Origin of the sequence: Planktomarina temperata RCA23, assembly GCF_000738435.1 — a bacterium.
GTDB lineage: Bacteria > Pseudomonadota > Alphaproteobacteria > Rhodobacterales > Rhodobacteraceae > Planktomarina > Planktomarina temperata.
Genome location: NZ_CP003984.1, coordinates 2,813,485 through 2,834,429, shown reverse-complemented (window position 1 = coordinate 2,834,429; position 20,945 = coordinate 2,813,485). Strand labels below are relative to the sequence as shown.

Sequence of the window (20,945 nt, the reverse complement as noted above, 5' to 3'; positions counted from 1 at the left end):
CGATCACGCAGCATTTATTACGCTGCGCGCGCATGCAGCGAGAAAATCAAATTCACAGTATGGGCTCACAGCGGCCTTCCGCGCTGCGGCATAATCTTCGCACCAAAGGCCATTCCGACCGACGTGCCCGGCCCAAAGCCGACCTCCATCACCTAGTCAACATGCTGCGCTGCGGCCCGTCGAAGTGGACTTTCATCCATTGCGCAGCATTTTATCGGGTCAAACGTCGGTGTGCGGACGAAGCCGTCATTAGCTTCCCAAGCCGAGACAGCTGCTTTAGGAAATCCCGCAGGAGCACTTTCACTTGCAAAAGCGCATCGCTGGTCTATCATTTCTGAATGGATAATTCTAATGCTCAGTCTGTTCATGCGAAATGCTTTAACGCATCGATGAATCTGATGGCCGCTCGTTCAAAGCGACCAGGTAGAATACCTTTTGCTAGAATGCGTGCGGGTCCGTGCATCCCGATTGATCACGCAGCCTAACAATTCAAATCATCTCAAAAGGACTACGTCATGATATTCCACGATAATGCACCTGTGTACGCACCGGCGGACGCCCGGCGTCAAAGTGGCGCTTCTTCCATTCATCAAGCGAATAAACTCCAATATAAATCCTATTGCGACAAACTGCGTCTGGACGCAGCCAATCTCGCCGGAGATGCCTCTAAGACGTTTTTCAGCGCAGATGCACAGATCAACATTTCAGCACCCTTTGATCTCCTCAGCGGTTCTGCGGGGATGATCGACACGTTCTTTCAACCGCTCCTCACCGCGATGCCCGATCTTTATCGCCGCACGGACCTTCTTTTCGCAGGCCACGCCAAAGGCGGCGACTGGGTGACTGGGCACGGCCACTATGTTGGCAGCTTCCAAAAGGATTGGATGGGGATACCAGCCACAGGCCAGGTTATCTTTCTCCGCTATGGCGAGTTCCACCGGATGGAAGATGGCCGTGCTATCGAAAGCTACATATTCGTCGATTTGATAGATCTTCTACGTCAGATCGGCCGCTGGCCACTCACCGTTGCCAGCGTTGGCGAAGAATTTTTCATCCCGGGTCCGATTACTGGGGATGGTCTTATCATGGACCTGCAGGATGCTTCAGAGAGCGAAAAAAGTGTCAACATGGTCTTCGATATGCTCAAACAGCTTTATACAGAAGATGAAGCATGGCGGCCCTACTGGCACCAAAACATGATGTGGTACGGGCCAGCAGGCTATGGAAGTTACATCGGTCTCGAAGGTTTTGCTCGTTTCCAGATGCCATATGAGAGTGTTTTTGATCCGCGCCGCAAAGGCGAAGCCATGATGACCTGCCCCGTCGGATCGGATCTGGATCTCGCCGTCAAAGGCCACTTCACCCGATTTGGTGACGGCAACTATGTTGCTTCCGGAGGTTGGCCATCCCACGGAGGCCATCTTGCAAAGGACTGGCTGGGCGTCAAAGCCGAGGGTCAGATGTTTACCGCGCGCGTGGCTGACTGGTGGCGACGCGAGGGCGATTTATTGGTTGAGAACTGGGTCTTTGTCGATCTAATTGATATGTTGCGACAACTTGACTATGACGTCTTTGATGCCGCGGATGTGAAGCTGGTTCTCTGATCGCTGAGAGCCGATTGCGCCAGATGAATAGAGGCCATGTCGTCAGAAGCGGTCATTTGATACGATTGATGACATCGTCACTATGGGCTCTAAGCAGCCCTTCGCGGCGATTTGAATTAATGACTGCTTTAGTCCAATGCCTAAAGTAGAGATATTGCGCCAAGAGGTGAGGGAACTGGACCACGCTCCTTGAACTTATTGTTGGCATTGCATGCTCATAGTTGAGGTTGGAAGATTTTGCTTAGGGGCTGTCCCTGGATCAAGCTACACATTGCTAGTCACTGCGTTCAATTTGGGCTCTTATTAATCCTCACAAGCAGATGCCGCTGAGCAAAATTAATCCCAAACCCAAATCATGGATTTATGGCCCAGACTGTCATTTTCAGAGGTCCAAGGTTATCGACAATTAACGCGCGAAGTTAAGCGGGTTGAGTAGCGGACCCGTGAGCCTGGCTAACCTGAGCAAGGATCTGCGCAACCTTTGGTGGCGTTATTTCAACTAAGTGTGCGCCCTCGTGCTGCATCGTGATTTATGTTATTTTATAACACTCATATAGGGGTGTTTCGAATGTTAACAAAAGATAACGTTAAAATTGGGTTAAAGACGCGTTTTGGCCCTGATTGGCCTGGAGTCCGCTGTGGTGCACGAACCAAAGCTGGTGGCGCATGTCAGCGTCCAGCAGTGAAGCTGACGGGCAGATGTACGAGGCACGGCGGCAAATCTACAGGACCTCGCACCCAAGCCGGCAAGGATAAAATCGCGGCACTCCACACTACTCACGGGCGATTTACAAAAGAAAAGCGCCAGGCTGCCAAAAAACGCGCTGAGGTCGGGCGCGCAGTCCGTTCAGAGATCAAGCAAATTGAAAAAAGTTTAGTTGAACAGGGTATCCTAGATCGAAACTGGCGCAAAGATTGGAAACTATAGCCGAGGTCCAAGGTTCACGATCCTTAGGCCGGGGTTACTGCAGCAAAGCGTGATAGCAGACAGCCAGAACGCAGAAGGGGGGCACCCCAGATCAAGGCCCGTGGTCCTTGGTCCTTGGTCCATGGGCCTTGATTGTTTGTCCAACAAATTCATTCGGGCCCAATTTCATTGGGGTCTTTGCCTTTGTGTAACACGGCCGTTCGACCCTCGCGCCGCTCAACCCAGTAGCCCGGACAATGCTGATCAATCTTTTTCAAGACCCTAGACCGCTGATCTGGGCTCTCGATCCCTGCACAATCCCACACCTGGGCTGTTAATGTGACTTTTGAAACTTCGGGCGTAGACATTCTCATAAATGCCCAGGCTACCAAGATCAGCCTTGATGTTGGATCGGGAATGTTCTGTCTTATGCACCCAAATTTAACAGGTCCTTTTAGGAACAGTGCATCCCGTTTGGCTCTCTGAGCGGCTCTCATATGGCTCATATTACTACCCCATATTTATATTAAAGGAGAATAATAAGGATATAGATACGGTGCCGCTGAACGCGCGTAGGTGTCCCGCGGAAACCGCGTTGGTTATCCTTAAGTTCTATCCATGAGACCCATGATTTGGTCCCACATTTGTTGGCCATGTTCGTCCATGTAGCGATCTGGATGGCGGACGATATCTGCATCAACCCTGCAAATTTTACCCGCGCCCAAGACTGCCTCACTGGCTTCTGACATACATTCTTTCAGTCTTACGACCTCTGAATCTATTTGATCACTGGGTGCCTCAATCAGAAGAGCGTCATGTATCGGAGCGCAGAGTTTGATATCGCGCTCTACCGCAAGGATAGAGGCAATACGCATCATCTCTGCGCCATGCGCCTGCATTGGCCAGTTCAAGAAAGTATTGGCCTTTACATCACCTGCGGTCACTTGGATGGGCCAGCCGAAGCAGGTTTCCAATTTGAAGCCGAGCAATCCACGATCTTTGTTGTTTTCGGCCCAGGCCCAAAACTTACGATAGGTCTCGCGGTGCTTTTGGAGCAGCGACTTCGCTTCCAGTTCGTGGATCTTAGCGGCCTGAGCCACACCATAGGCGCTCATGCCATAGTTGGTGCCCAGAACCACCGACTTACAGCGGTTACGGATGCCTTTGTGGGTATCTTTCGTTGCCCCTGGCGGCGCTAGACCCGCCTGGATTGCAAATGCAATATAAGGATCGCCACTCTGATAAGCCGCCCAAAGGAGGTCGTCGTCTGAGAGCGCAGCGGCGATCGCAATTTCTTGCGAAGACCAATCACAATAGGCCAAAGCCGCCCCCTCAGTGGGCTTGATTAAGCCACGTATCCATTTTGCAGGACCAAATATGAATTTAGTGGTGCTCGGTTGGTTGCGACCCGTCTTTGCGGCGAGGGGCGATAGGAGCGTTCGGTTTCGTCCATCTCGCCCAACTGCGAGGTTATTCAGCTTGAATTCACCTAATGTTTTCCGCAGTTCATGTAATGGCTGCACGATAGGATAACGCTTACTCATGTTACTGAAGGTGTTGCGATCAAGCGCGAGGCGACCACTATCCAGCCGAGGCCAAGGAATCGTCCCATGCGCGAGATAGGACTGAAACAAAGCCTCCTTAAAACGGCCATCGACGTAGACACCATACTGAGCGTCTACATTTTCGATGAGGTTTAGCTTTATGTCCTCCCAGTTAGCGTTCAGCTTGTCGAACATGTCTAAATCTATTGGAATGCCGCGGTGTTGCATGGCCCCAACTGCTTTCATGTATCGCCCGCGCAGTATGGCCTGATTAAACTGTAGCTCGGACCAAGGTGCACGTTTCAGCATCGCATCTAACAAAGGACCAAGTGCAATGACGTCCTGCTGACAGTAATCCAAGATTGCAGAGCGTTGAGCCTCGGACCACGGACCTCCAGACAGAATCAGATCGCGCATGCTGTCTTTTTCTTCAGGGACAAATTGCTTCAGCCCATAGAACTGTAGAGCACTGACCAGTGATTTTCTGCCAACGTTAGGATCACCGTTCGTTTGGCATCGGAATTCTGCGAACAGGTCAATGACCGACACGTTGATAGTCCAAGATAGGGCAACCATGCTCTGCACCTCTGCGGGCGCAAAGTAGCTAACGATGGCAACATCCTCCCCCGTTTCAAACGGGGGAGTGTTCATTTTGCCCAGATCATCACGCCAATATCTGCTCACTACGCCTGATCGGAGATCTTGGATAACCATACAAACGATTTTTGGTACCTCGCCATCTGCACCACAGTATTCAAAATCGATCGAAAGGATCTTTCGAAAGGGTAGGTTGGCACTGTTTGTGTACATCAGTCCCGCCCTTCTAATTGGCGCAGAGTGGGGTGATCGCGATCTTCAATGACCCCAGAGCTTCCAAAAGCTATCTCTAATAGGTCTTCAAATGGTGTCGTGGGCCACACTGGTTCTGATAGCTTGCCCACTGCGACGTGATAGTCGTAGAAACCGCCACTGGTATCGGCTTGCATCTTCACCCAGCTATGCACCGCGACCTCGGCTATCTCGCGGTGCGTTTGGTGATACTGATTTTCTTTACCTTCTTCGGGCGGTAGAGGAACTGGCCAAAGAAAAACCTTCCCTTGTCTGTTCATTCCTAAGCACAGGGACACGTGTTTTACGCTTGTACCAAAAAGATGAGCAATGTCAGGCGCGACCAAATAGATGCGCTCCTCATCCTTTGGCTGATATATGCCGCATGAGATCTGATATTCGTCACTGGAAAGGCACCTGACAAATTCTTCCTTGTGCGGCTTCTTAATCGGTAGCCTGATTATAACCTTTTGTGCGACAGGATCGTTGGCATCCATGCTCTTCATTTTGAACTTTGACGCATCAAAGCGCGTTTTGCTTGCTGGGTCCTTACTCATGACAGTTCCTCCATACGCTTTGCGAGCCATTGCTCGACTTCAGTACGGATCCACGCAACACGATTGGGTCCAATGCGTCTGCGCTTTGGGAATTCGCCCTGGTCTTCCAGGCGGTATAAATGCGCGCGGCTGTATGGAATGCGGGCATCGACCTCATCTGCTAGCATCAGATCAGATTGTACAAATTGCGGTTTCATCGAATATCTCCTTCTCAGTTCGACTAAGAGGAGACTGCATCAGGTCACTTCCTGAATGGGATGGGGGGCGTTCAGGAAATCACGTAAAATCGGTAAGTCGGCGATATCCGTAGTTTTTGATTAAATTTTCTATGCCGGGAATATGAACGCTCAAGTGGGATTTACTTTTCACCAAATCGAAGTCGTGATTTTGATCATGGTTATCAATCATTTTGGCTAGCTTCTTTTTGCTCCCAATCCCAATAACAGTTCTAGCATCAGCGATCAGTTTGTTAAGGAGCTCTTCGTCCTTGTTGGCTTTGTGAAACTTCCAAAGCAGTACAGCTGCGGCTCTCAGGTATTGTTGTTGAACGCCCAGTTTCTTGCCAGCCTTCCGCCCGCCCAAGATTGTGGCAGAAGGACCTCCGTGTAGTACGTCTACTTGAAGCCCAAAAATCTCCAGGTTCGCCTTAGAATAAATTTCGTTCTCCCGTTCTTCAAAAACTTTCAGAAAACTTTGGATCGCTGAAAACTTCATCAGTTCTTCCTGATGTTCGTTTTCTGAAAAATTGAGTGAAGCAATGTCGATGTCCTGGATCAGGCAGCGGATGCGTTCCAGTCCCGTTGAGATCATTTCGTTAGAGATTTGTGATTGAGATGGCTTTGGTCCCTCATCTTGACGAATGGCATGCGTGAGCTTGATACAAAGGGCCCCTGCTTCATTGATTTTGTTTAACACCTCACTCATTTTTGGTTGCTGTAGTAATGATCTTGCCTAGGTCCAAAACCCACTGCTCCATAGCTTCTCGTTTCTGGTCCAGATAATCATACCTGTCGTAATAAACGCTGCCGACATCCACTAAGGCGTGTCCTTGCAGCCTGTTGCGCATCTCCAGGGGAATGCTCATTGAACCAGCAAGGGTTTTGAAAGTTCGACGAAGATCGCGGGCAGAGAAGGACTGCATTCCACTATTTTTCACAAATATCGTTACAGATTTGGTGAGGCTGTCATATCGCCGGGGCCCGCCGGTCCCTCGTGCCGGAAATAAGAAGCGTGGATCGCGTGTCGTTCTGCCGATGTCATCGAGTATTTGTATGTGCAGCTCAGCCAAAGGAACGAGATGCGGTTCGCTAGTTTTGCCGCGCGTCTTTCGACGTTCTCCCGGGATCGTCCACAATTTCTTTCCTAAATCAAACTCGTCCCAAGTTGCATGGAGGACCTCTTCCACCCGTTGGCCGCTTGCCAGTATGAACTTCAGTGCAAGATGCATCTGTGGCGTTAGTAGATTTGTGCACCACAGCTCTCGGACCTCGGCCTCTGATAGTGCGCGCTGTCCTTTTGGCTTTCGGCTAAGCGTCCGTTTAATTGTAGCAACAGGGTTGTGTTCGATCCTGAATCTGGGGGCTTTCCCGCGCCACCTGGTCATCGATTGCGCGTGAATACCAAGCTCAAATGCGGCCCTTAAATAGGCGCGAACGTTATCTGAGTGAACCTTTGCCCCTCTTTGCGCGATAGCGGCTAGGATATCTAATACGTCATCTCGGGATATGAGATGAGCAGGGCGCGATAGTAGAAATTGGGGGATATCCTTTCCTTTGATACGATTAACTTCTTTAGCTGTGCGCTTCCCGTCTTCTTCAAGATCGGCAATATACAGTTCAAGCAAGTCACCTAATGTGCCCAGAGATCTTTGCTCCATATTGTGCGCGATCGCCTGCTGTTTTTCTCTCGCGAGGTCGGTGCCGTTATCGATGCGCCCGCGGTATTCCAATGCCAACCTTCGAGCGTCAGCGAGTTTGGTGGCTGGGTACTTCCCCAAACTAATCTGCTTACGCCGGCCGTCTTCTGGGCTTGTATACGACAGGAAGAAACTCTTCGCGCCTGATGGGGCGATCGTCAGGCCGAAGCCGCAGACGACAGATTGCGTGTCTCGCAAGCGATAAACTGTGTCTTTGGGCTTTGCGTCTCGTATCTGTTTGTCTGTGAGCATTATTGCCGCGTTATTGCTACGTTGTGAGTGTTACATGAGGGTATCTCATCAAGTTGCATCAGACAATCACAATTCGAAATGGTTCATTAAACAATGATAAAATTTGGATAAATGAAGCTGTATTAGATCTCATAAGGTATAAATACCACCTCACTCATAACCTGAAGGTCGTAGGTTCAAATCCTACTCCCGCAACCAAGTGTTTCGATAGTATTGCAAATGGCCGCCCTCTGGGTGGCTTTTTGCGTTTGTTCGGGTGATTAAGGCCTGAGAGTGTGCATCCAATCCAAACTGTTCTCAGTGACCCCATCGGGGTGGTATTCGGCGCCTAGGGGGCGGGTCCAGCCGAGCGCCTCTATGGCGGCGAAAACCTGTGTATAGTCCAATGTGCCTTGATCGGGACTTTTGCGGTTGGGGAGTGAGGCAAATTGAATGTGACCGATGAGGGGAAGTCGCGCCTGCAATTGGGTGATGACATCGCCCTCGCTGCGCTCGACATGATAGCAATCAAACATCAATTTGAGGTTGGGTTGATTGACTGATGTAATAATCTCTTCGGCCTGCGCTAAGCTATTGAGGAAATACCCCGGCGCATCGTAGCGATTGAGCGGCTCGATCAAAATCGTGAGTCCACTTTGCTGGGCCTGATGGCATGCATGGGTGAGCGCCGCGCAAAAGCTTGCCTGCGCGGCAGCTCCCGAGGCTATACCGGCCATCACATGCAGGCTGCGCGCCCCAATGTCGTCGGCAAAACTCAAAGATTGGTCAATGACGGCGCGTGCGAGGGCTTCGTGTCCGGGGAGGGCGCTGAGACCGAATTGGCCGATGCCGCCTGCAGATTTAGGCGTGTTGAGCCCCAACATTTCAAACCCTGTCTCCTTCAAGGCGGCCCTGATCTCTGCCTTTGGCGTGGCGTAAGGCCAATGGCATTCCACAGCCTCAAACCCTGCGGCCTTGGCGGCGCGAATGGCGGCGGGCAAAGGCAGATCGGCCCAAAGAAAGCCAAGGTTGGCTGAGAATGTCACCATGCTGGAGCTCCAAAGCTGGGGTCAGATCCGCTTGGCTCTGATGTGAAGGCGGGCGGCGGGCGCCATAGGGCGCAGATTAGGGCGGCGGCGAAGGTGGCGCAAGCTATCTGGCCACCAGCTGGGTTTTGCGCCGCGCCGGTCATGTAGCGGCTTTTCATTGCCTTCGACACTCCGTAAAAGGGGCGCGATCTTCCTCTGAGTGGTGAGTAGACCCCGTGGCCCCTGTTTGTGACCTTGAAAGCGCTGTGCCAATGCCTTGGCGCCTTACCGCCAAAACTGAGGCGATGACCGCTGAAATCGCGGTATCCCTGGCGGAGTTGCTCGGCCCGGGCGATGTGGTGCTGTTGCAGGGCGGCTTGGCGGCGGGCAAGACCTATTTCACGCGCCATCTTGTCCAAGCGCTTGGAACTCAAGACGATATATCCAGCCCCACCTATACGATCGCCAATATCTATCAGACAAAGCGATGTGATGTGTTGCATGTGGATGCCTACCGCCTGTCTGGCGCGCAGGAATTTTACAATCTGGGGCTTGAAGAGGAGATTGAAACCGCCATTTCAATCATAGAATGGGGCGGCCGGATTGAGGAGGCTTTTGACGCATATCTGCGCATCACCTTCTCGGCAGTTCCTGAGCAGGACGGCGCGCGGGTTTTGGAGATTGCAGCTATGGGGCAGCGGGCCCATCGTCTTTTGACGCAGTTTCAACAAAGGTGTTCGCGTGAATGGCTATGATATCGCTTTTGTTGCAAAATTCTGCCGGTCAAATGGCTGTTGGTTTGGGAGAGGGCGACCGGCTGATCTTCGACAGCTCGCGGGATGCCGCTTTGGTGGGCTTGCGCAATGTGCAGGCCCATGTGCAAGCGGGATTGGATCAAACTGGCAAGGCGATGTCCGACGTGGGCTGTGTATTTGTCGATACTGGGCCCGGTGGGCTGGGCGCGACCCGCACCACTGTGGCCTTTGCCAATGCTTTGGGCTTCGCCGCGTCGATCCCCGTGATCGGTCTGCATGCTTTTGAGCTGATTGGCCGCCATGTATCAGCGGGCGGGGAGCGGCCGGTGGTCTGTATTCGTCCTGCTGCGCGCCCAAATTACTACATCGGAAAAGTCGAAGCCGGCGTGCTGTCACAGTTTCAGTTTACGGATGTTGAGGCGGTGAAAGAGTTTGTGCGCGCGCATCGCGACATTGCGGATTTCGCCGGGAAATTTGCCTTCCCCAATGTCGAAAATGCGCCCGATGAGATCTGGCCGGTGTCACAGGGAAACTCTGCGTCTATGGAGTGTTTTCTAGCCTTAGGATTGGAAAAATATCAAACATCCCCGCGCAGCACACGCGTGTTTCCAATCTCTGAAAATTTAAGTGTGACCGCGCAATGACCGGGGGCGCTTTGTCCAATGATTTGGCGAACCTGCCGCGCATCGTCGCGGCTTTGCGGGCCGGTGGAGTGGTGCTTTTACCAACGGATACGGTTTTAGGGCTTGCCACTTTGCCAAATATGCAGGCCGGTGTGGATCGCCTCTATGCATTAAAAGATAGGCCTCGGGCCAAGGCTCTTCCGATCATGGTGGCCACGTCAGAGCAGCTTGTCGATCTTGGCGTGCTTCTCACACCAACCATCGAGCAGGCTCTGGCCAGTCCGTTTGTGCCGGGCGCTCTGACGATTGCCGCAGAGATTGATCCTCAAACTTGCCCAGATTGGCTGGCCGGTCGCCGTGAGATCGCCTTTCGCATTCCTGATGCGCCGCTCTTGCTGGCACTTTTGCGCCAGGTTGGCCCGCTGTTGGTGACAAGTGCCAACCGTGCTGGCCATCCGACACCGGCGAATGCTTCTGCGGTTCTCGCGCAATTGACGGATGCGCCGGATTTGGTTGTGGAAGGGCCGGCAGGCGCGGACGTGGCCTCAACCTTGATCAATTGCACCCAGTCTCCCGCTGTGATTGAGCGTTTGGGCGCGATATCGCAGGCGCAATTGGCTGAATATTTGGAGGTGCGCCATGGGTGATTTGGTGCTGGGAATTGAAACCTCTTGCGATGATACCTCTGTGGCTTTGGTTGATCAAAATGGTCAGATTGCGGCGATTGAAACCGTTTCGCAATATGAGGTCCATTCGGAATTTGGCGGTGTTTATCCCGAATTGGCCAGCCGCGCACATCTCGAAGCCATTTTGCCCACCATTGAAACTGTCATGGCACAGGCCGGCGCAGGCCGCCTGGAACTTCGTGCCATTGGGGTTACGCGCGGACCGGGGCTCATGGGATCGCTTTTGGTGGGCTTGTCGACGGCCCAGGCTTTGAGCATGGCTTGGGATCTGCCCTGCTATGGAATTAACCATCTGCGGGGACATATCCGCAGTGTGGATCTAGAAGAAAAACGCCTCACCTATCCAGCGCTTGTCATGCTGGTGTCGGGTGGGCACACGCTTTTGGCCTATCTTCAAGACCAACACTCCTATGAGCTTTTAGGCACCACGCGCGATGACTCAGTTGGGGAATGCTACGACAAGGTGGCTCGCACACTTGGGCTGGGAATGCCCGGCGGTCCGGCGATTGACCGCATGGCCGCCTCTGGCACCGCTCGGATAAAATTTCCACGGCCAATGATTCATTCCGGCTATGAATTTTCCTTCTCTGGGCTCAAATCTAGTGTGGCGCGCTATGTGGAAACCCATCCAGAGTTTGTAATCGATGACGTCGCGGCCTCCTTTGTGGATGCCTGCTTGGACGTATTGGGGGCCAAGCTGCGCCGTGCCATCGCGCAAAAGCGGCCCGCCTCGCTGGCCGTGGTTGGCGGTGTGGCGGCAAGCCGTCAGCTGCGTGCGCATATGCAGCAGATCAGCGAGGAGACGGGTGTCTCCCTTTGCCTGCCGCCGCAAAAATGGGCAACAGATAATGCCGCAATGATCGCGCTTGCGACATGGGACTATATTGCCCAGAATGCGCCACAAGAGTTAGATCCGAAACCCAACCTACGGTTGGTTGACGCCTGACTTAAAGCCGGCTTAAAATATCCTGCGCAATGGAAAACCCGCTGGTAAAAGCGGCCTCTACGCGCCCTCTAATGAGCCAATCTCCGCAGGCGCCACTTTGGGACGCATGATCTATGAAATGGGTTTCACCGGTGCGTTTTTGGCAATTTGCGTAGCGCCATTGGTGAATGGCCTTGTGGTCTGCATGGCTGACATCCTGGCCAATCACCAAGCTTACCTGCTCTAGCAGGTATCGCAAAGCTTCATTGCGATCCATACTGTCGTGCTGTGTTGCCCAGTCATTGCTGGAGTGAACCAGCAGGGACGTCGCAGCATTACGGTCGGGTTTAGAGGAATTCACTGAGATCCAGCTTATATCTTCACCACGCACTAAGGCGGCTTGGTAATCTAGTGCGAAACCGGCCTCAAACCCAAGCATGAGCGTGAAGCATCCTTCCATTTGTGCAGTTTTAACCTTGGTGTAAAATGATGTGTCTTCTGGCCATAATGCGGCAGCTTGTTGCGCAGGAATGGCCGAAACAACCCAATCAAACTGCCCTAGGTCGTGACCGGTGTCTCCTTTAAGCAACCAGCCTGTTGAGGTCTTGCGCACCGCGGTCACCGGCGTTCCCAGAGCGAGGCGGAGATCTTGACTCAGGAATTTCCCGACCGCATTCATACTTGGCGAACCGACATAATGAGGGTTTTGTGCATCCCATTGCCGCGATTTTGCAATTTGGCGATTTTCAATTTCAACAAAGGTAGCGTCCCAGCATTTGATCACGTCCTGGCGCAGCATGGGCGCCAAGAATTCTTTGAATGCGTTGGATTTTGCGCTGAAAAATTGGCACCCATGGTCAAAACTATAGGGATCTGCACGCCGCGTCGCTAGGCGACCGCTTGGTCCTTTGGCCTTGTCGAACACCGTCACCTTGGCATGGTCATGCAAGATATTTGCTGCCGTAAGACCCGATAGCCCGGCGCCAATGATTGCGATGTTTAACATGAAAATTCCAATACCCTTTAACTGCCGCCGCTTGCCATTTGTGACGTCGATATCTGCGATTGAAGGTCAGATATAGTGAGGCGGAGTTTTATCAATATCACGAGAGTATTTTGGGCCATTAAAAATTGCTTGAAATGACTTTGGTGGTTTTGGGTAAGGGCCATGCATTCGGATGTTTCGAGGCCTCAGAAAAGAGACAATTGGCCGTCATTTTTAGGTTTTGCTTTGCGTGTTTTGGTCGACTGGGTTTTGCGGCTTCCCAATTTGAGGAAAACGGAATTTGCCGCAGATCGAAACTCTGGGCCATCCTTGACCTCACAAATCTTTTGCTTTGCTGCGCGTGTCGCGGTGGTATGATCCACGATGGGGGCGGGGTAGTCCTGCCCATGACTCAAGTTGCTGGACGACATAAGGTTCGGTGTGAAGGCCCAGGGTTCGTGAATAAAGTCATCGGGAACATCCTTAAGCTCTGGGACCCATTTGCGAATAAAAACACCTTTAGGGTCATGCTCTTTGGATTGCTTGATTGGGTTATAAATGCGAATGGCATTAATTCCCGTGACGCCGGATTGCATCTGCATTTGGCTGTAATGAATGCCGGGTTCATAATCTGTAAACAGGCGCGCCAAATGAGGCCCTGTGACACGCCAATCGAGCCAAAGCTGATAGCTGGCGAAACTTACGAGCATGGCACGCATGCGAAAAGTGATCCAACCTTCAGCGGTAAGATTGCGCATACAGGCATCGATAAAGGGGTATCCAGTTTTCCCATTTGCCCAGGCTTGAAACTGCTTAGGATTATGCGCCGTTTCGCGCAAATTTGCAAACGCGGGATGCATGCAATGCGTCTCAATTTCGGGCTGATCTTCAATCTTTTGAATGAAGTGGCAACGCCAGGCTAAGCGCGATTCAAATGCGCGCAGGTTTCGTCCAAAACTCTTATTTTCTTCTGGAGATAACTGTCCTCGCCGCTTGGCAATCGATTGGCTAACCTCTCGTGCAGACAGCGTTCCAAATGTGAGGTGGCCAGAAAGGCGAGAACAGTAAAACTCTGACTGGTTTGGCGCAGAAATGTGCGAAAGATAACCGCGAGAACGATGATTAAGAAAGCTCCGAAGATCTTTTACAGCCTGAATTCGGCCACCTTTTTGAACGCGGCCAATTGGCAGATTTCCAAACATAGGGTCGCATTTGTCTGGCAGCGGATCTGATTGACAGCGCTCAACAGATGGCAGGGCATTGGGCCTTGGATGAATGGCTTCCATCATGCGCTTGTTTCGGATGTTTGACCAACTGTCGCGACTGCGTAATTTTCGCACTATGCCATTTGTAGGGGTGGTTCTTAGTTCGATATCGAGACCGCTGCACAGGTTTTGCACTGCAATATCTCGCTGGTACGACCAGAGGTTCCCAGTTTCTTCATGGGTATATATCGTGCCGATATGATAATCTGAATGTAGCTGTGCAAAGATGTCGGCAGCATGGCCAATCTTTATGATCAATTCTTGCCCTAACTCTCGCAGCTCTTTGTTTAGGTCGCTCAGACAGTCATGGATAAAATGCCAATGACGCCGCGATGCATCTGGTTGGAGCCACTGATCGGGCTCCACGATATACAGGGGAATGACGGGCGCGTCTTGGCGTGAAGCCGACAGGAGCGGGGCATGATCATTGACCCTTAGATCGCGCTTGAACCAAACTATGTTGTGTGTTTGTGACATTTTAAGCTTTTGGTTGGTGCGGATTGTTTGTGCGATCACACAGGGCGTATGAGAAATGGGCGGAATTGTAAGTATCAATTGGATTGGTCATAAACGCAAATTCCCCCTGCAAGGGATCCCATATTAAAGCTTTAGGCAGATGGGGGATTGAACTGCCAAACTCCTCGCCATGGTCTTGGTATATTGAAACACCATCTCCCTTGCATGATTTTGATATAGTGTGATCCTAAACTCCGACCATAACAAAATTTAAGTGATCCAATAGCGCTGGGACTGCGTAACTAAAAAGAACATTTCTTCTCCCTGAGTAAATGTACAACTCTGCGGCTGGTCTTTCGGGGCCAGCCGCTTTTTTTTTGGATTTTGGATTAGCTTATCTTCGCCATGGCTTGGGCAAGATCGATGGTCAAGTCTTCTACCTTTTCAAGGCCAATATTGAGCCGTACAATCCGGCCACCAAAATCCTGATTGGGGCGCTGTAAATCTGGATAGACCACCGCAAGGCTGTGTACCCCACCCCAGCTCATTCCAATCTTAAAAATCTTCAGCTGATTTATAAACTCCACAACCTGGCCTGCGGCAATGGTATCCTTAAAAATGAAAGAAAACACGCTCGTTGATCCGCTAAAATCTCGCGCCCAAGTGTCATGCCCCGGACAAGACGGCAGTGCCGGATGAAGCACCTGCGCGACCAAAGGGTGATCAACCAGCCAATTTGCAATCTCAAGGGTGTTTCGTTCCAATACCTCCAACCGAACAGCCAGGGTTTGCAACCCGCGCAAAGCCAAGCTGCAATCATCGGGCGAGACGGCAAGGCCCAGCTGCTGATAAATTGGTCCAAGCCGTTCGTAAGCGGCTTTGTCACGCGCAGAAACCGAGCCAAGCAAGAGGTCGCTGTGACCGCCCACATATTTTGTGAGCGCCTGCATACTGACATCAACACCATGTGCGAATGCGTCAAACATCACGCCAGCCGCGTATGTATTATCCAGGGCCACCGCAACGCCGCGGGCATGGGCGGCTTGAACGATAGCGGGCACATCTTGCACCTCCATCGTGACAGAGCCTGGGCTTTCGCACCAAATGAGGCTTGTATTTTCGCGGATCAGCCCGTCAATCCCAGCGCCGATCAAAGGGGCGTAGGCTTCGACCTCAATATTCAATCCACGCATGATACCTTCGGCCATCGCCTTGTTCGGCCCATAGGCGGAATGCGGCACCAAAGCATGGCTGCCGGCTTGGCAATAGGCAAAATAGATCAGCGCAATAGCTGCCTGTCCCCCGGGCACGATAAAGGTCTCAGATGCTCCTTCAAGCTCCGCAAGTCTTGCCGCCAATTCCAACGTCGTCGGTGTTCCATAAAGCCCATAGGAATAGCCATACTCGGCTTGCCGCCAATCATCTGTCACGACCGCTTGATCGTGAAACAACACCGTTGAGCCACGATAGACAGGGACGGCAAGCGAGCGGTAATCTTGCCGCGCCTTCAAAGAAGGGTTCAATAATTTCGTGCGCCAATCCATGTTTATTCCTTACTTTTATGTCTTCTGGCACATTCGGCCGCCCCATCAAACACGATACATCCGTTGCCATTGGTTAACCCTCGGGCGTGCACTTATTTAGATGTCTTGGTCCGGAAGCTGGGCATGAAACAAGCGCCCAAGGCCTGCGACTTCATCATGAATTCCAGCCAGTCGCAACAAATGCCAAGCCAAAGCATGATTGCTGGCTGTCACAGGCTTGCCCAATGCCGCTTCCGCTTGCCCAACAATGCCCGCCGCACGCAGACTGGTGCAGGAAATAAAAACGCCATCCACAAGATCATTTTGGCCAACTGCAAGCGCTGCGTCCAAGATTGCTTCAGGCGTGATCCGTCCGACCACCCGATCATCCTGTTGGTAAAAGGAGCCGACAGATTGAATGACAATACCAGCCTCCTCAAAGCGCGCCTGCATCAATTCTGTGACATCGGGACGGTAGGGGGTTACAAGACCGAGCCGCTTGACCCCCAATTGCTTGAGTGCAGCTTTCGCCGCCGTCAAAGGGTTGCTGGTCGGCACAGTGGGGTGGTGGCTTTGTATCAACTCGGAAACCCGCAGCTCTCCAATGATCGTACTGCCAGAGGTGCAGCCATAGCCAATGGCTTTAAGACCAAGATAACCTGGCAAGAGCGCTGCGGCCTTTGGAAGTTCTAACTCCATTTGCACCAGCGTGTCTGGCGTCACCTCCGCATCATTGGCGAGGCGTGCGTGATAGAGTGCAACCCCTGGAAGATCGGCCATATGCCGCATCTCCCATTCCATGGTTTGATCAGATTCAAGTACCAATAATCCAATCCGCGCCCGCGCGCCCGCGCCAAGATCTGTCTTGAAATCCAGCCGGGCAATTTCTGGCGTATTTAGTGTGGACTCTGGCAAGCTGTGCCTCCTGAAGTTTTATAGTTCGAACCTTGCAATGGCGCCGGACAGAAACACAATCTTTTTGTCACTGAATGGGGCTCATTTCGACATGGGAAATGGGGCGTGCATCGTAAGAAAAGATCGCGCTCAACCCGCATCGCCGAATAGAGGCTAGAGTACTTGAGTGTCCGTAATTCGTAAGCAATGTGGACGTTTAATCTGTCAGGTTTAAACCGTAATCGTCAATCAGCTGTGGCCAATCACGCATGAATTTCTTGCGCGCTGTTGGGGCCATTTTCGCCCAGCCCCTGTTTCAACGGCCCTGCGCGCAGCTTCCACCGCATGATCCCCACAATGACGCATGGTCGTTAACGGTCAAGTATTTCCCAGGTGGCGATCGTGGGTCTCGTTGGACATTGAATGGGTCGGTCGAATGGGGGCGACTGAACCGCCTCACGCCGCACCAACCTCGCTTGAGGTGCAGTTACGACCCGTATTCTCGGGACCTATGGCAGTACGCCCAAAGTCAATGCGCCGAATGAAATCGTATTATTGGTGATGGTTAGGGGGATCGTTAAACTGTCTTCCGATCCACCTTCGATCGCAAGGTTCACCAAAATTGTATAAAAGAACTCTTCAAGATCTGGTTCGATATATCCCAGACGTTTCACCAAACTAAATAAAGTTTTCCAATTCTGCACTGTAAGATTAACATTACCGTTGAGAGCTCCGGCCTCGCTACTCACCAATTTGGCGTCCAACAAAACTGATATGTCACCGTAGTTAATAAGAGCCTCGTGTAACAGCAGCATTCGCAACCGAGGTGCGCCACTTGCCATCGTCAGCCGATCAAGAGGTTGTGATAGCTGGGCCTCGGCAGAGAGGGAAATATTTTGAATTCTTTGGTAATCGCTGCCCAATCCAACCAACATATTTGACAGGTTCAGGTTCTGAATTTGCGCGGTCACCTGGTAGTTTGTTTCTGTATTTGGAGAGGCGCTTACATGGGCAGACATTGTCTCAATCTCTGCTCCTGTTATCCCCTCAAAGGACAGGATAACATTTTGGAAATTTGCGTCTAAATTCCCGAGAGAGAGTTGTAAGTTAGGTTTGAAGAAAACACTTAAATCCGCAAGCTCAGCGTCAATTCCAAGCGATCCGATCGAACCTGAGATGCTGTGAGGGTCTGATAAATCTACGTTTATTCTGTTCGGCTGATAACTTTTAGCCTCCACAAGGACTTCCTGGGTTGCCCATGTGAACCTGTCTTTAGCCCCAATTTCAATTTCCGTGATCCCGATTGCGAAATTTTGGGGGTAGCCCGTAACGGAGGCAACTTCAAATTGAGCTGCAGTTCCTGAAATTTGCGGGTTTTGACTGGCCAGAGAAATGCCGCGTTCAATGGCGTAAGCGAAAGCTGTCCAATAGCCAGTCCAAATGAAAAATGGAATGGCTATGAGCAGTGCAATTCGTTTCACAAATTTAGTCATTATCGCAATACCAAAGCCTTCAAACCTAGGCGCATCAGGGACAGTTTTAAGCCAGGATCATTGAAATGGCCACCAGCATTGGCCGGAGAGCTCCCCCGCCTCCGTCGTAGGATTGATCGGATCAGGACGCTTTTGCCAGTTCCGCTTTAAGTGCCGCGACATATGAATTTCGTGCCGTTTGATAAACAGAAATTTCGTTTTGCAGTTTTCTCATTTGGACTTCCAAGAACTGAAGACTTGCAAGTTGGGCCTTGCCATTGTCTGTCAAATCTTCGGTGTTGTAATCTACATTATCGACTGTAATTTTCGGCATTTCATTTCCTCTGTATGTTTAGTCAAAGAGCGATGCGATATCGACGCCTGACTTTCCTTGGATCATTTCACGTTTCAATTCTTGAATATAACTTTTTTTGGCTCGAGTTAGCAGAGCGCAAAGGTTGGTTGTATCCTGAATTTGCTTATCAGTATGTTGCAGCTTTTCTAATATAGCCTTTGCATCTACGCTAAGGCTATCCAGGTCGTGTTCAACACCATCAATTTTGATTTTTTGCGACATGATGTGTGTTTATTTTTTTGCGCTTTTAAGCAATTCGCCTTTAAGCGCGGCCTGGTAGCCGAGACGCGCGGTATCAGAAATCGCCCACTCATTTTGCAACTGTCGAACTTGGTGATCTACAAACTGAATATTTGAGAGCTGAGCTTTCGCGGCATCAGTCATGTCACTGAACTTATATTCAACGCCATCAACGGTGATGAGCCCTGTGGATTCTTGGTCCATTTTCGCCTCTTTTTCTATTTTGTTACTTTGCATATTCATCGCTCCGGCTCCAACAATAAGTATCTTAAATACAGTGTTCGCCGTAACTTAAGATGTCTCTAGCTAAATAATAAACGAGCCGTGTATCAACAATACTAAACCGTTGAAATTTGCTCATGTGTTTCATTTTTGACGCTATTTAAACCTTCAGTAATGGGTTGCAATTCTCCTGAGGTGATTACTCATATGATATGTTTGTCACCTCGGGTAGGCGGGGTGTTTCTCTATTCATCATGAACCGTTCCAACTCCAAATTTAGCTCCTCACTCAGGATTAGTGATTTCCGACTTTTCTTTTCGCTTTTGGTTTTTACAAGGCTTCCTTCCTCAATCTTGAGTTTAAGGAAGGCGTAAAGCGTCATTGGGTTTTCTGTTTTGGTGTGAAGCATATCGATGTAGTTCCAGATGCCATAATCGGGGTTTCCGTCCAATTGCGCTATCGTGAGAAGCAGTTCCCACCGGCTGATATTCTTCATAAAAGGGAAGAGTATCGATTTGGTATCAACGGCCTTCAAAACGAGCAATTCATCTGCAATTGTCATTTTCAAAAACCTTTCTGGTTTGGTATGTGTTGATCCAGAGAATTAATCACGTAGAGCCAACTCTTTAACTTTTGAAACGGGTTGCCAGATATAGTCGAGAACGGTCCGCTTTCCGGAAACCACATCCACGGTTGCTGTCATGCCGGGAAGCAAGACCACTTCTTCGCCCGTTTCCAAGGTAATACCGCTGTCGATAGATATATCGAGTAGGTAGTATGAACGACTGGCACCTCCGGATGTATCAGTGATGGCATCGGGGCTTATGCTTGTTACATATCCGTCAATAGCGCCATACTTAGAGGAGTCATAGGCACTCAAACGGATGCGTACAAAATCGTTCATACGGATGCTCGAAATGTCTTTTGGATCTATTTGAGCTTCGAGTTTAAGCGCCTCTCCCGTCGGCACAATTTCCAGTATCACATCCCCCGCTCGGACATATGCACCAACAGTTTGAAAGTTGATCCGATTAACAATACCGTCGACCGGCGCGCGTATTACTGTGCGTTTAACCCGCTCTTGTAGCGCGGGAACAAGTGTATTGACCTCACTTAATTCGGCAACAACGGTATTAAGCTCTTCAAGCGCACGGCGCTTATAGCTGTCGAGGCCATTTGATATCTCGTTTTCAACTTCCAAGATGGCAGACTGTGCGATCGCGACCCGGGCTACCCCGGCCTGAATTTCGCCAGACATGCGCTGTTCATCACGGCGCAGCTCCAAAAGCCGCGTTTCGGGCATGATATTTTGGCGCACCAGCGGATCAATGATGGTGATTTCATCCTTGATCAGGCCCAGCATATTGCGTGACGTCTCAAGGGCCTGTTGAGATGCTGTTAGATCTTGCTCCCGTTGGATTTTTTGCAGCTTCAGGATAGACATCAGCCCAGAGAGCTCTTTGCGCTTGGCAAGGTGTAGGGCCTCTTCAGTTGCGGCCGTATCCTTGGACTGCGCCATCATAGATGCGTCAGGCGCAAATTCTAATCCTCGGCTTTCTGCCTGTAGGCGAAGCTCCCTGACAAAGAGTGTTGCAGCCCGTTGCTGAAGCTTATCCAATTCTGACTGCAATTCGATCGGATTGATTTCGTAGAGCACATCATCCGTTTGCACGAGGGCGTTTTCATCAACAGAGCGCGATAAGATCACGCCAGACTCCGATGACTGGACCATTTGGTTCTGGGTGGTGGATACAATTTTCCCATCGCCCCGCGTGACATTATCGAGCTCGGCGATGGACGCCCAGCCCAATACCGAGACGATCAAGGCCGCAATGACAAAGATGATGAGAGAGTTGCCGAAGCCCTCACGCTCTTCCATTTCTCGGGATAGTTTTTCGAATTTTGATTTGGCCATAACGCTCTCTTATTC

At 51.0% G+C, this 20,945-nt stretch carries 23 protein-coding genes; 6 read left to right on the top strand and 17 right to left on the bottom strand.

Annotation, left to right across the window (positions count from 1 at the left end):
- Positions 1–515: 515 nt before the first annotated feature.
- Positions 516–1,604 (top strand): nuclear transport factor 2 family protein, encoded by a 1,089-nt coding sequence (locus RCA23_RS13685; RefSeq protein WP_052377201.1) that lies wholly within the window; start codon positions 516–518, stop codon positions 1,602–1,604.
- A 568-nt stretch (positions 1,605–2,172) separates the two neighbouring features.
- Positions 2,173–2,532: an HGGxSTG domain-containing protein gene (locus tag RCA23_RS13680; RefSeq protein ID WP_044050781.1), complete on the top strand. Its 360-nt coding sequence runs from the start codon at positions 2,173–2,175 to the stop codon at positions 2,530–2,532.
- 584 nt (positions 2,533–3,116) lie between these two features.
- On the opposite strand, the gene RCA23_RS13670 is transcribed toward RCA23_RS13680, so the two are convergent.
- The 7 genes from RCA23_RS13670 to RCA23_RS16600 form a co-directional block, all read right to left on the bottom strand.
- Entirely contained in the window at positions 3,117–4,865 is a 1,749-nt protein-coding gene (locus RCA23_RS13670; protein WP_044050779.1) for a DNA polymerase, read from the bottom strand.
- The gene (locus RCA23_RS13665) at positions 4,865–5,440 is read right to left on the bottom strand and encodes a hypothetical protein (protein ID WP_044050778.1); all 576 of its coding nucleotides are present in this window, start codon (positions 5,438–5,440) and stop codon (positions 4,865–4,867) included. The genes RCA23_RS13670 and RCA23_RS13665 overlap by 1 nt, the downstream gene beginning before the upstream one ends.
- The gene (locus tag RCA23_RS13660) at positions 5,437–5,637 is read right to left on the bottom strand and encodes a helix-turn-helix transcriptional regulator (RefSeq protein WP_044050777.1); all 201 of its coding nucleotides are present in this window, start codon (positions 5,635–5,637) and stop codon (positions 5,437–5,439) included. Before RCA23_RS13660 ends, RCA23_RS13665 begins: the two co-directional genes overlap by 4 nt.
- Positions 5,638–5,716: 79 nt before the next feature.
- Positions 5,717–6,364, bottom strand: a complete 648-nt coding sequence (locus RCA23_RS13655; RefSeq protein ID WP_044050776.1) for a hypothetical protein — start codon at positions 6,362–6,364, stop codon at positions 5,717–5,719.
- Positions 6,357–7,607, bottom strand: a complete 1,251-nt coding sequence (locus RCA23_RS13650; protein ID WP_044050775.1) for a tyrosine-type recombinase/integrase — start codon at positions 7,605–7,607, stop codon at positions 6,357–6,359. Before RCA23_RS13650 ends, RCA23_RS13655 begins: the two co-directional genes overlap by 8 nt.
- A gap of 260 nt (positions 7,608–7,867) precedes the next feature.
- Complete coding sequence (locus RCA23_RS13645) at positions 7,868–8,635, bottom strand: hydroxypyruvate isomerase family protein (protein WP_044050774.1); 768 nt, start codon at positions 8,633–8,635, stop codon at positions 7,868–7,870.
- Entirely contained in the window at positions 8,629–8,793 is a 165-nt protein-coding gene (locus RCA23_RS16600; RefSeq protein WP_169701421.1) for a hypothetical protein, read from the bottom strand. The genes RCA23_RS13645 and RCA23_RS16600 overlap by 7 nt, the downstream gene beginning before the upstream one ends.
- Positions 8,794–8,886: 93 nt before the next feature.
- Here RCA23_RS16600 and tsaE point away from each other — a divergent pair, with 93 nt between their 5' ends.
- The 4 genes from tsaE to tsaD are packed head-to-tail and all read left to right on the top strand — an operon-like array spanning position 8,887 to position 11,624.
- Entirely contained in the window at positions 8,887–9,369 is a 483-nt protein-coding gene (gene tsaE, locus RCA23_RS13640; RefSeq protein ID WP_052377200.1) for a tRNA (adenosine(37)-N6)-threonylcarbamoyltransferase complex ATPase subunit type 1 TsaE, read from the top strand.
- Positions 9,360–10,013 carry a hypothetical protein gene (locus tag RCA23_RS13635; RefSeq protein ID WP_081870982.1) on the top strand — a complete coding sequence of 218 codons (654 nt, stop codon included), beginning with the start codon at positions 9,360–9,362 and terminating at the stop codon, positions 10,011–10,013. The genes tsaE and RCA23_RS13635 overlap by 10 nt, the downstream gene beginning before the upstream one ends.
- Positions 10,010–10,639, top strand: a complete 630-nt coding sequence (locus tag RCA23_RS13630) for an L-threonylcarbamoyladenylate synthase (protein ID WP_052377199.1) — start codon at positions 10,010–10,012, stop codon at positions 10,637–10,639. Before RCA23_RS13635 ends, RCA23_RS13630 begins: the two co-directional genes overlap by 4 nt.
- Positions 10,632–11,624 (top strand): tRNA (adenosine(37)-N6)-threonylcarbamoyltransferase complex transferase subunit TsaD, encoded by a 993-nt coding sequence (gene tsaD, locus RCA23_RS13625; protein ID WP_044050772.1) that lies wholly within the window; start codon positions 10,632–10,634, stop codon positions 11,622–11,624. The genes RCA23_RS13630 and tsaD overlap by 8 nt, the downstream gene beginning before the upstream one ends.
- A gap of 1 nt (position 11,625) precedes the next feature.
- On the opposite strand, the gene RCA23_RS13620 is transcribed toward tsaD, so the two are convergent.
- The 10 genes from RCA23_RS13620 to RCA23_RS13575 all read right to left on the bottom strand — a co-directional run bounded on the left by RCA23_RS13620 (position 11,626) and on the right by RCA23_RS13575 (position 20,930).
- Positions 11,626–12,609: an NAD(P)/FAD-dependent oxidoreductase gene (locus tag RCA23_RS13620; RefSeq protein WP_044050771.1), complete on the bottom strand. Its 984-nt coding sequence runs from the start codon at positions 12,607–12,609 to the stop codon at positions 11,626–11,628.
- A 185-nt stretch (positions 12,610–12,794) separates the two neighbouring features.
- A complete protein-coding gene (locus RCA23_RS13615) occupies positions 12,795–14,330 on the bottom strand; it encodes an FAD-binding domain-containing protein (RefSeq protein WP_044051599.1) in 1,536 nt (511 codons plus the stop codon).
- A 368-nt stretch (positions 14,331–14,698) separates the two neighbouring features.
- A complete protein-coding gene (locus RCA23_RS13610) occupies positions 14,699–15,853 on the bottom strand; it encodes a cystathionine beta-lyase (protein WP_044050770.1) in 1,155 nt (384 codons plus the stop codon).
- Between the two features lie 96 nt (positions 15,854–15,949).
- Positions 15,950–16,747, bottom strand: coding sequence for a maleate cis-trans isomerase family protein (locus tag RCA23_RS13605; protein ID WP_044050769.1), 798 nt, complete (start codon positions 16,745–16,747; stop codon positions 15,950–15,952).
- A gap of 488 nt (positions 16,748–17,235) precedes the next feature.
- On the bottom strand, positions 17,236–18,207 hold the full coding sequence (locus RCA23_RS13600) for a DUF2125 domain-containing protein (protein WP_169701420.1): 972 nt from the start codon (positions 18,205–18,207) through the stop codon (positions 17,236–17,238).
- Between the two features lie 133 nt (positions 18,208–18,340).
- Positions 18,341–18,532 (bottom strand): DUF6447 family protein, encoded by a 192-nt coding sequence (locus RCA23_RS13595; protein WP_044050767.1) that lies wholly within the window; start codon positions 18,530–18,532, stop codon positions 18,341–18,343.
- Between the two features lie 18 nt (positions 18,533–18,550).
- A complete protein-coding gene (locus tag RCA23_RS13590; protein WP_044050766.1) occupies positions 18,551–18,775 on the bottom strand; it encodes a DUF6447 family protein in 225 nt (74 codons plus the stop codon).
- A gap of 9 nt (positions 18,776–18,784) precedes the next feature.
- On the bottom strand, positions 18,785–19,036 hold the full coding sequence (locus RCA23_RS13585; protein ID WP_347721364.1) for a hypothetical protein: 252 nt from the start codon (positions 19,034–19,036) through the stop codon (positions 18,785–18,787).
- Positions 19,037–19,214: 178 nt separating this feature from the next.
- Entirely contained in the window at positions 19,215–19,577 is a 363-nt protein-coding gene (locus tag RCA23_RS13580) for a hypothetical protein (protein ID WP_044050765.1), read from the bottom strand.
- Positions 19,578–19,619: 42 nt separating this feature from the next.
- Positions 19,620–20,930 carry an HlyD family type I secretion periplasmic adaptor subunit gene (locus RCA23_RS13575; protein ID WP_044050764.1) on the bottom strand — a complete coding sequence of 437 codons (1,311 nt, stop codon included), beginning with the start codon at positions 20,928–20,930 and terminating at the stop codon, positions 19,620–19,622.
- Between the last annotated feature and the right edge of the window lie 15 nt (positions 20,931–20,945).

Bases quoted from the DNA above. Each gene is read 5' to 3' on its own strand.
- tsaE (WP_052377200.1), top strand. From the start codon at position 8,887: ATGCCTTGGCGCCTTACCGCCAAAACTGAGGCGATGACCGCTGAAATC.
- RCA23_RS13595 (WP_044050767.1), bottom strand. From the start codon at position 18,532: ATGCCGAAAATTACAGTCGATAATGTAGATTACAACACCGAAGATTTG.
- RCA23_RS13670 (WP_044050779.1), bottom strand. From the start codon at position 4,865: ATGTACACAAACAGTGCCAACCTACCCTTTCGAAAGATCCTTTCGATC.
- RCA23_RS13680 (WP_044050781.1), top strand. From the start codon at position 2,173: ATGTTAACAAAAGATAACGTTAAAATTGGGTTAAAGACGCGTTTTGGC.
- RCA23_RS13580 (WP_044050765.1), bottom strand. From the start codon at position 19,577: ATGACAATTGCAGATGAATTGCTCGTTTTGAAGGCCGTTGATACCAAA.
- RCA23_RS13590 (WP_044050766.1), bottom strand. From the start codon at position 18,775: ATGTCGCAAAAAATCAAAATTGATGGTGTTGAACACGACCTGGATAGC.
- RCA23_RS13615 (WP_044051599.1), bottom strand. From the start codon at position 14,330: ATGTCACAAACACACAACATAGTTTGGTTCAAGCGCGATCTAAGGGTC.
- RCA23_RS13630 (WP_052377199.1), top strand. From the start codon at position 10,010: ATGACCGGGGGCGCTTTGTCCAATGATTTGGCGAACCTGCCGCGCATC.
- RCA23_RS13685 (WP_052377201.1), top strand. From the start codon at position 516: ATGATATTCCACGATAATGCACCTGTGTACGCACCGGCGGACGCCCGG.
- RCA23_RS13655 (WP_044050776.1), bottom strand. From the start codon at position 6,364: ATGAGTGAGGTGTTAAACAAAATCAATGAAGCAGGGGCCCTTTGTATC.
- RCA23_RS13585 (WP_347721364.1), bottom strand. From the start codon at position 19,036: ATGAATATGCAAAGTAACAAAATAGAAAAAGAGGCGAAAATGGACCAA.
- RCA23_RS13610 (WP_044050770.1), bottom strand. From the start codon at position 15,853: ATGGATTGGCGCACGAAATTATTGAACCCTTCTTTGAAGGCGCGGCAA.
- RCA23_RS13645 (WP_044050774.1), bottom strand. From the start codon at position 8,635: ATGGTGACATTCTCAGCCAACCTTGGCTTTCTTTGGGCCGATCTGCCT.
- RCA23_RS13665 (WP_044050778.1), bottom strand. From the start codon at position 5,440: ATGAGTAAGGACCCAGCAAGCAAAACGCGCTTTGATGCGTCAAAGTTC.
- RCA23_RS13660 (WP_044050777.1), bottom strand. From the start codon at position 5,637: ATGAAACCGCAATTTGTACAATCTGATCTGATGCTAGCAGATGAGGTC.
- RCA23_RS16600 (WP_169701421.1), bottom strand. From the start codon at position 8,793: ATGAAAAGCCGCTACATGACCGGCGCGGCGCAAAACCCAGCTGGTGGC.
- RCA23_RS13650 (WP_044050775.1), bottom strand. From the start codon at position 7,607: ATGCTCACAGACAAACAGATACGAGACGCAAAGCCCAAAGACACAGTT.
- RCA23_RS13620 (WP_044050771.1), bottom strand. From the start codon at position 12,609: ATGTTAAACATCGCAATCATTGGCGCCGGGCTATCGGGTCTTACGGCA.
- tsaD (WP_044050772.1), top strand. From the start codon at position 10,632: ATGGGTGATTTGGTGCTGGGAATTGAAACCTCTTGCGATGATACCTCT.
- RCA23_RS13575 (WP_044050764.1), bottom strand. From the start codon at position 20,930: ATGGCCAAATCAAAATTCGAAAAACTATCCCGAGAAATGGAAGAGCGT.
- RCA23_RS13635 (WP_081870982.1), top strand. From the start codon at position 9,360: ATGGCTATGATATCGCTTTTGTTGCAAAATTCTGCCGGTCAAATGGCT.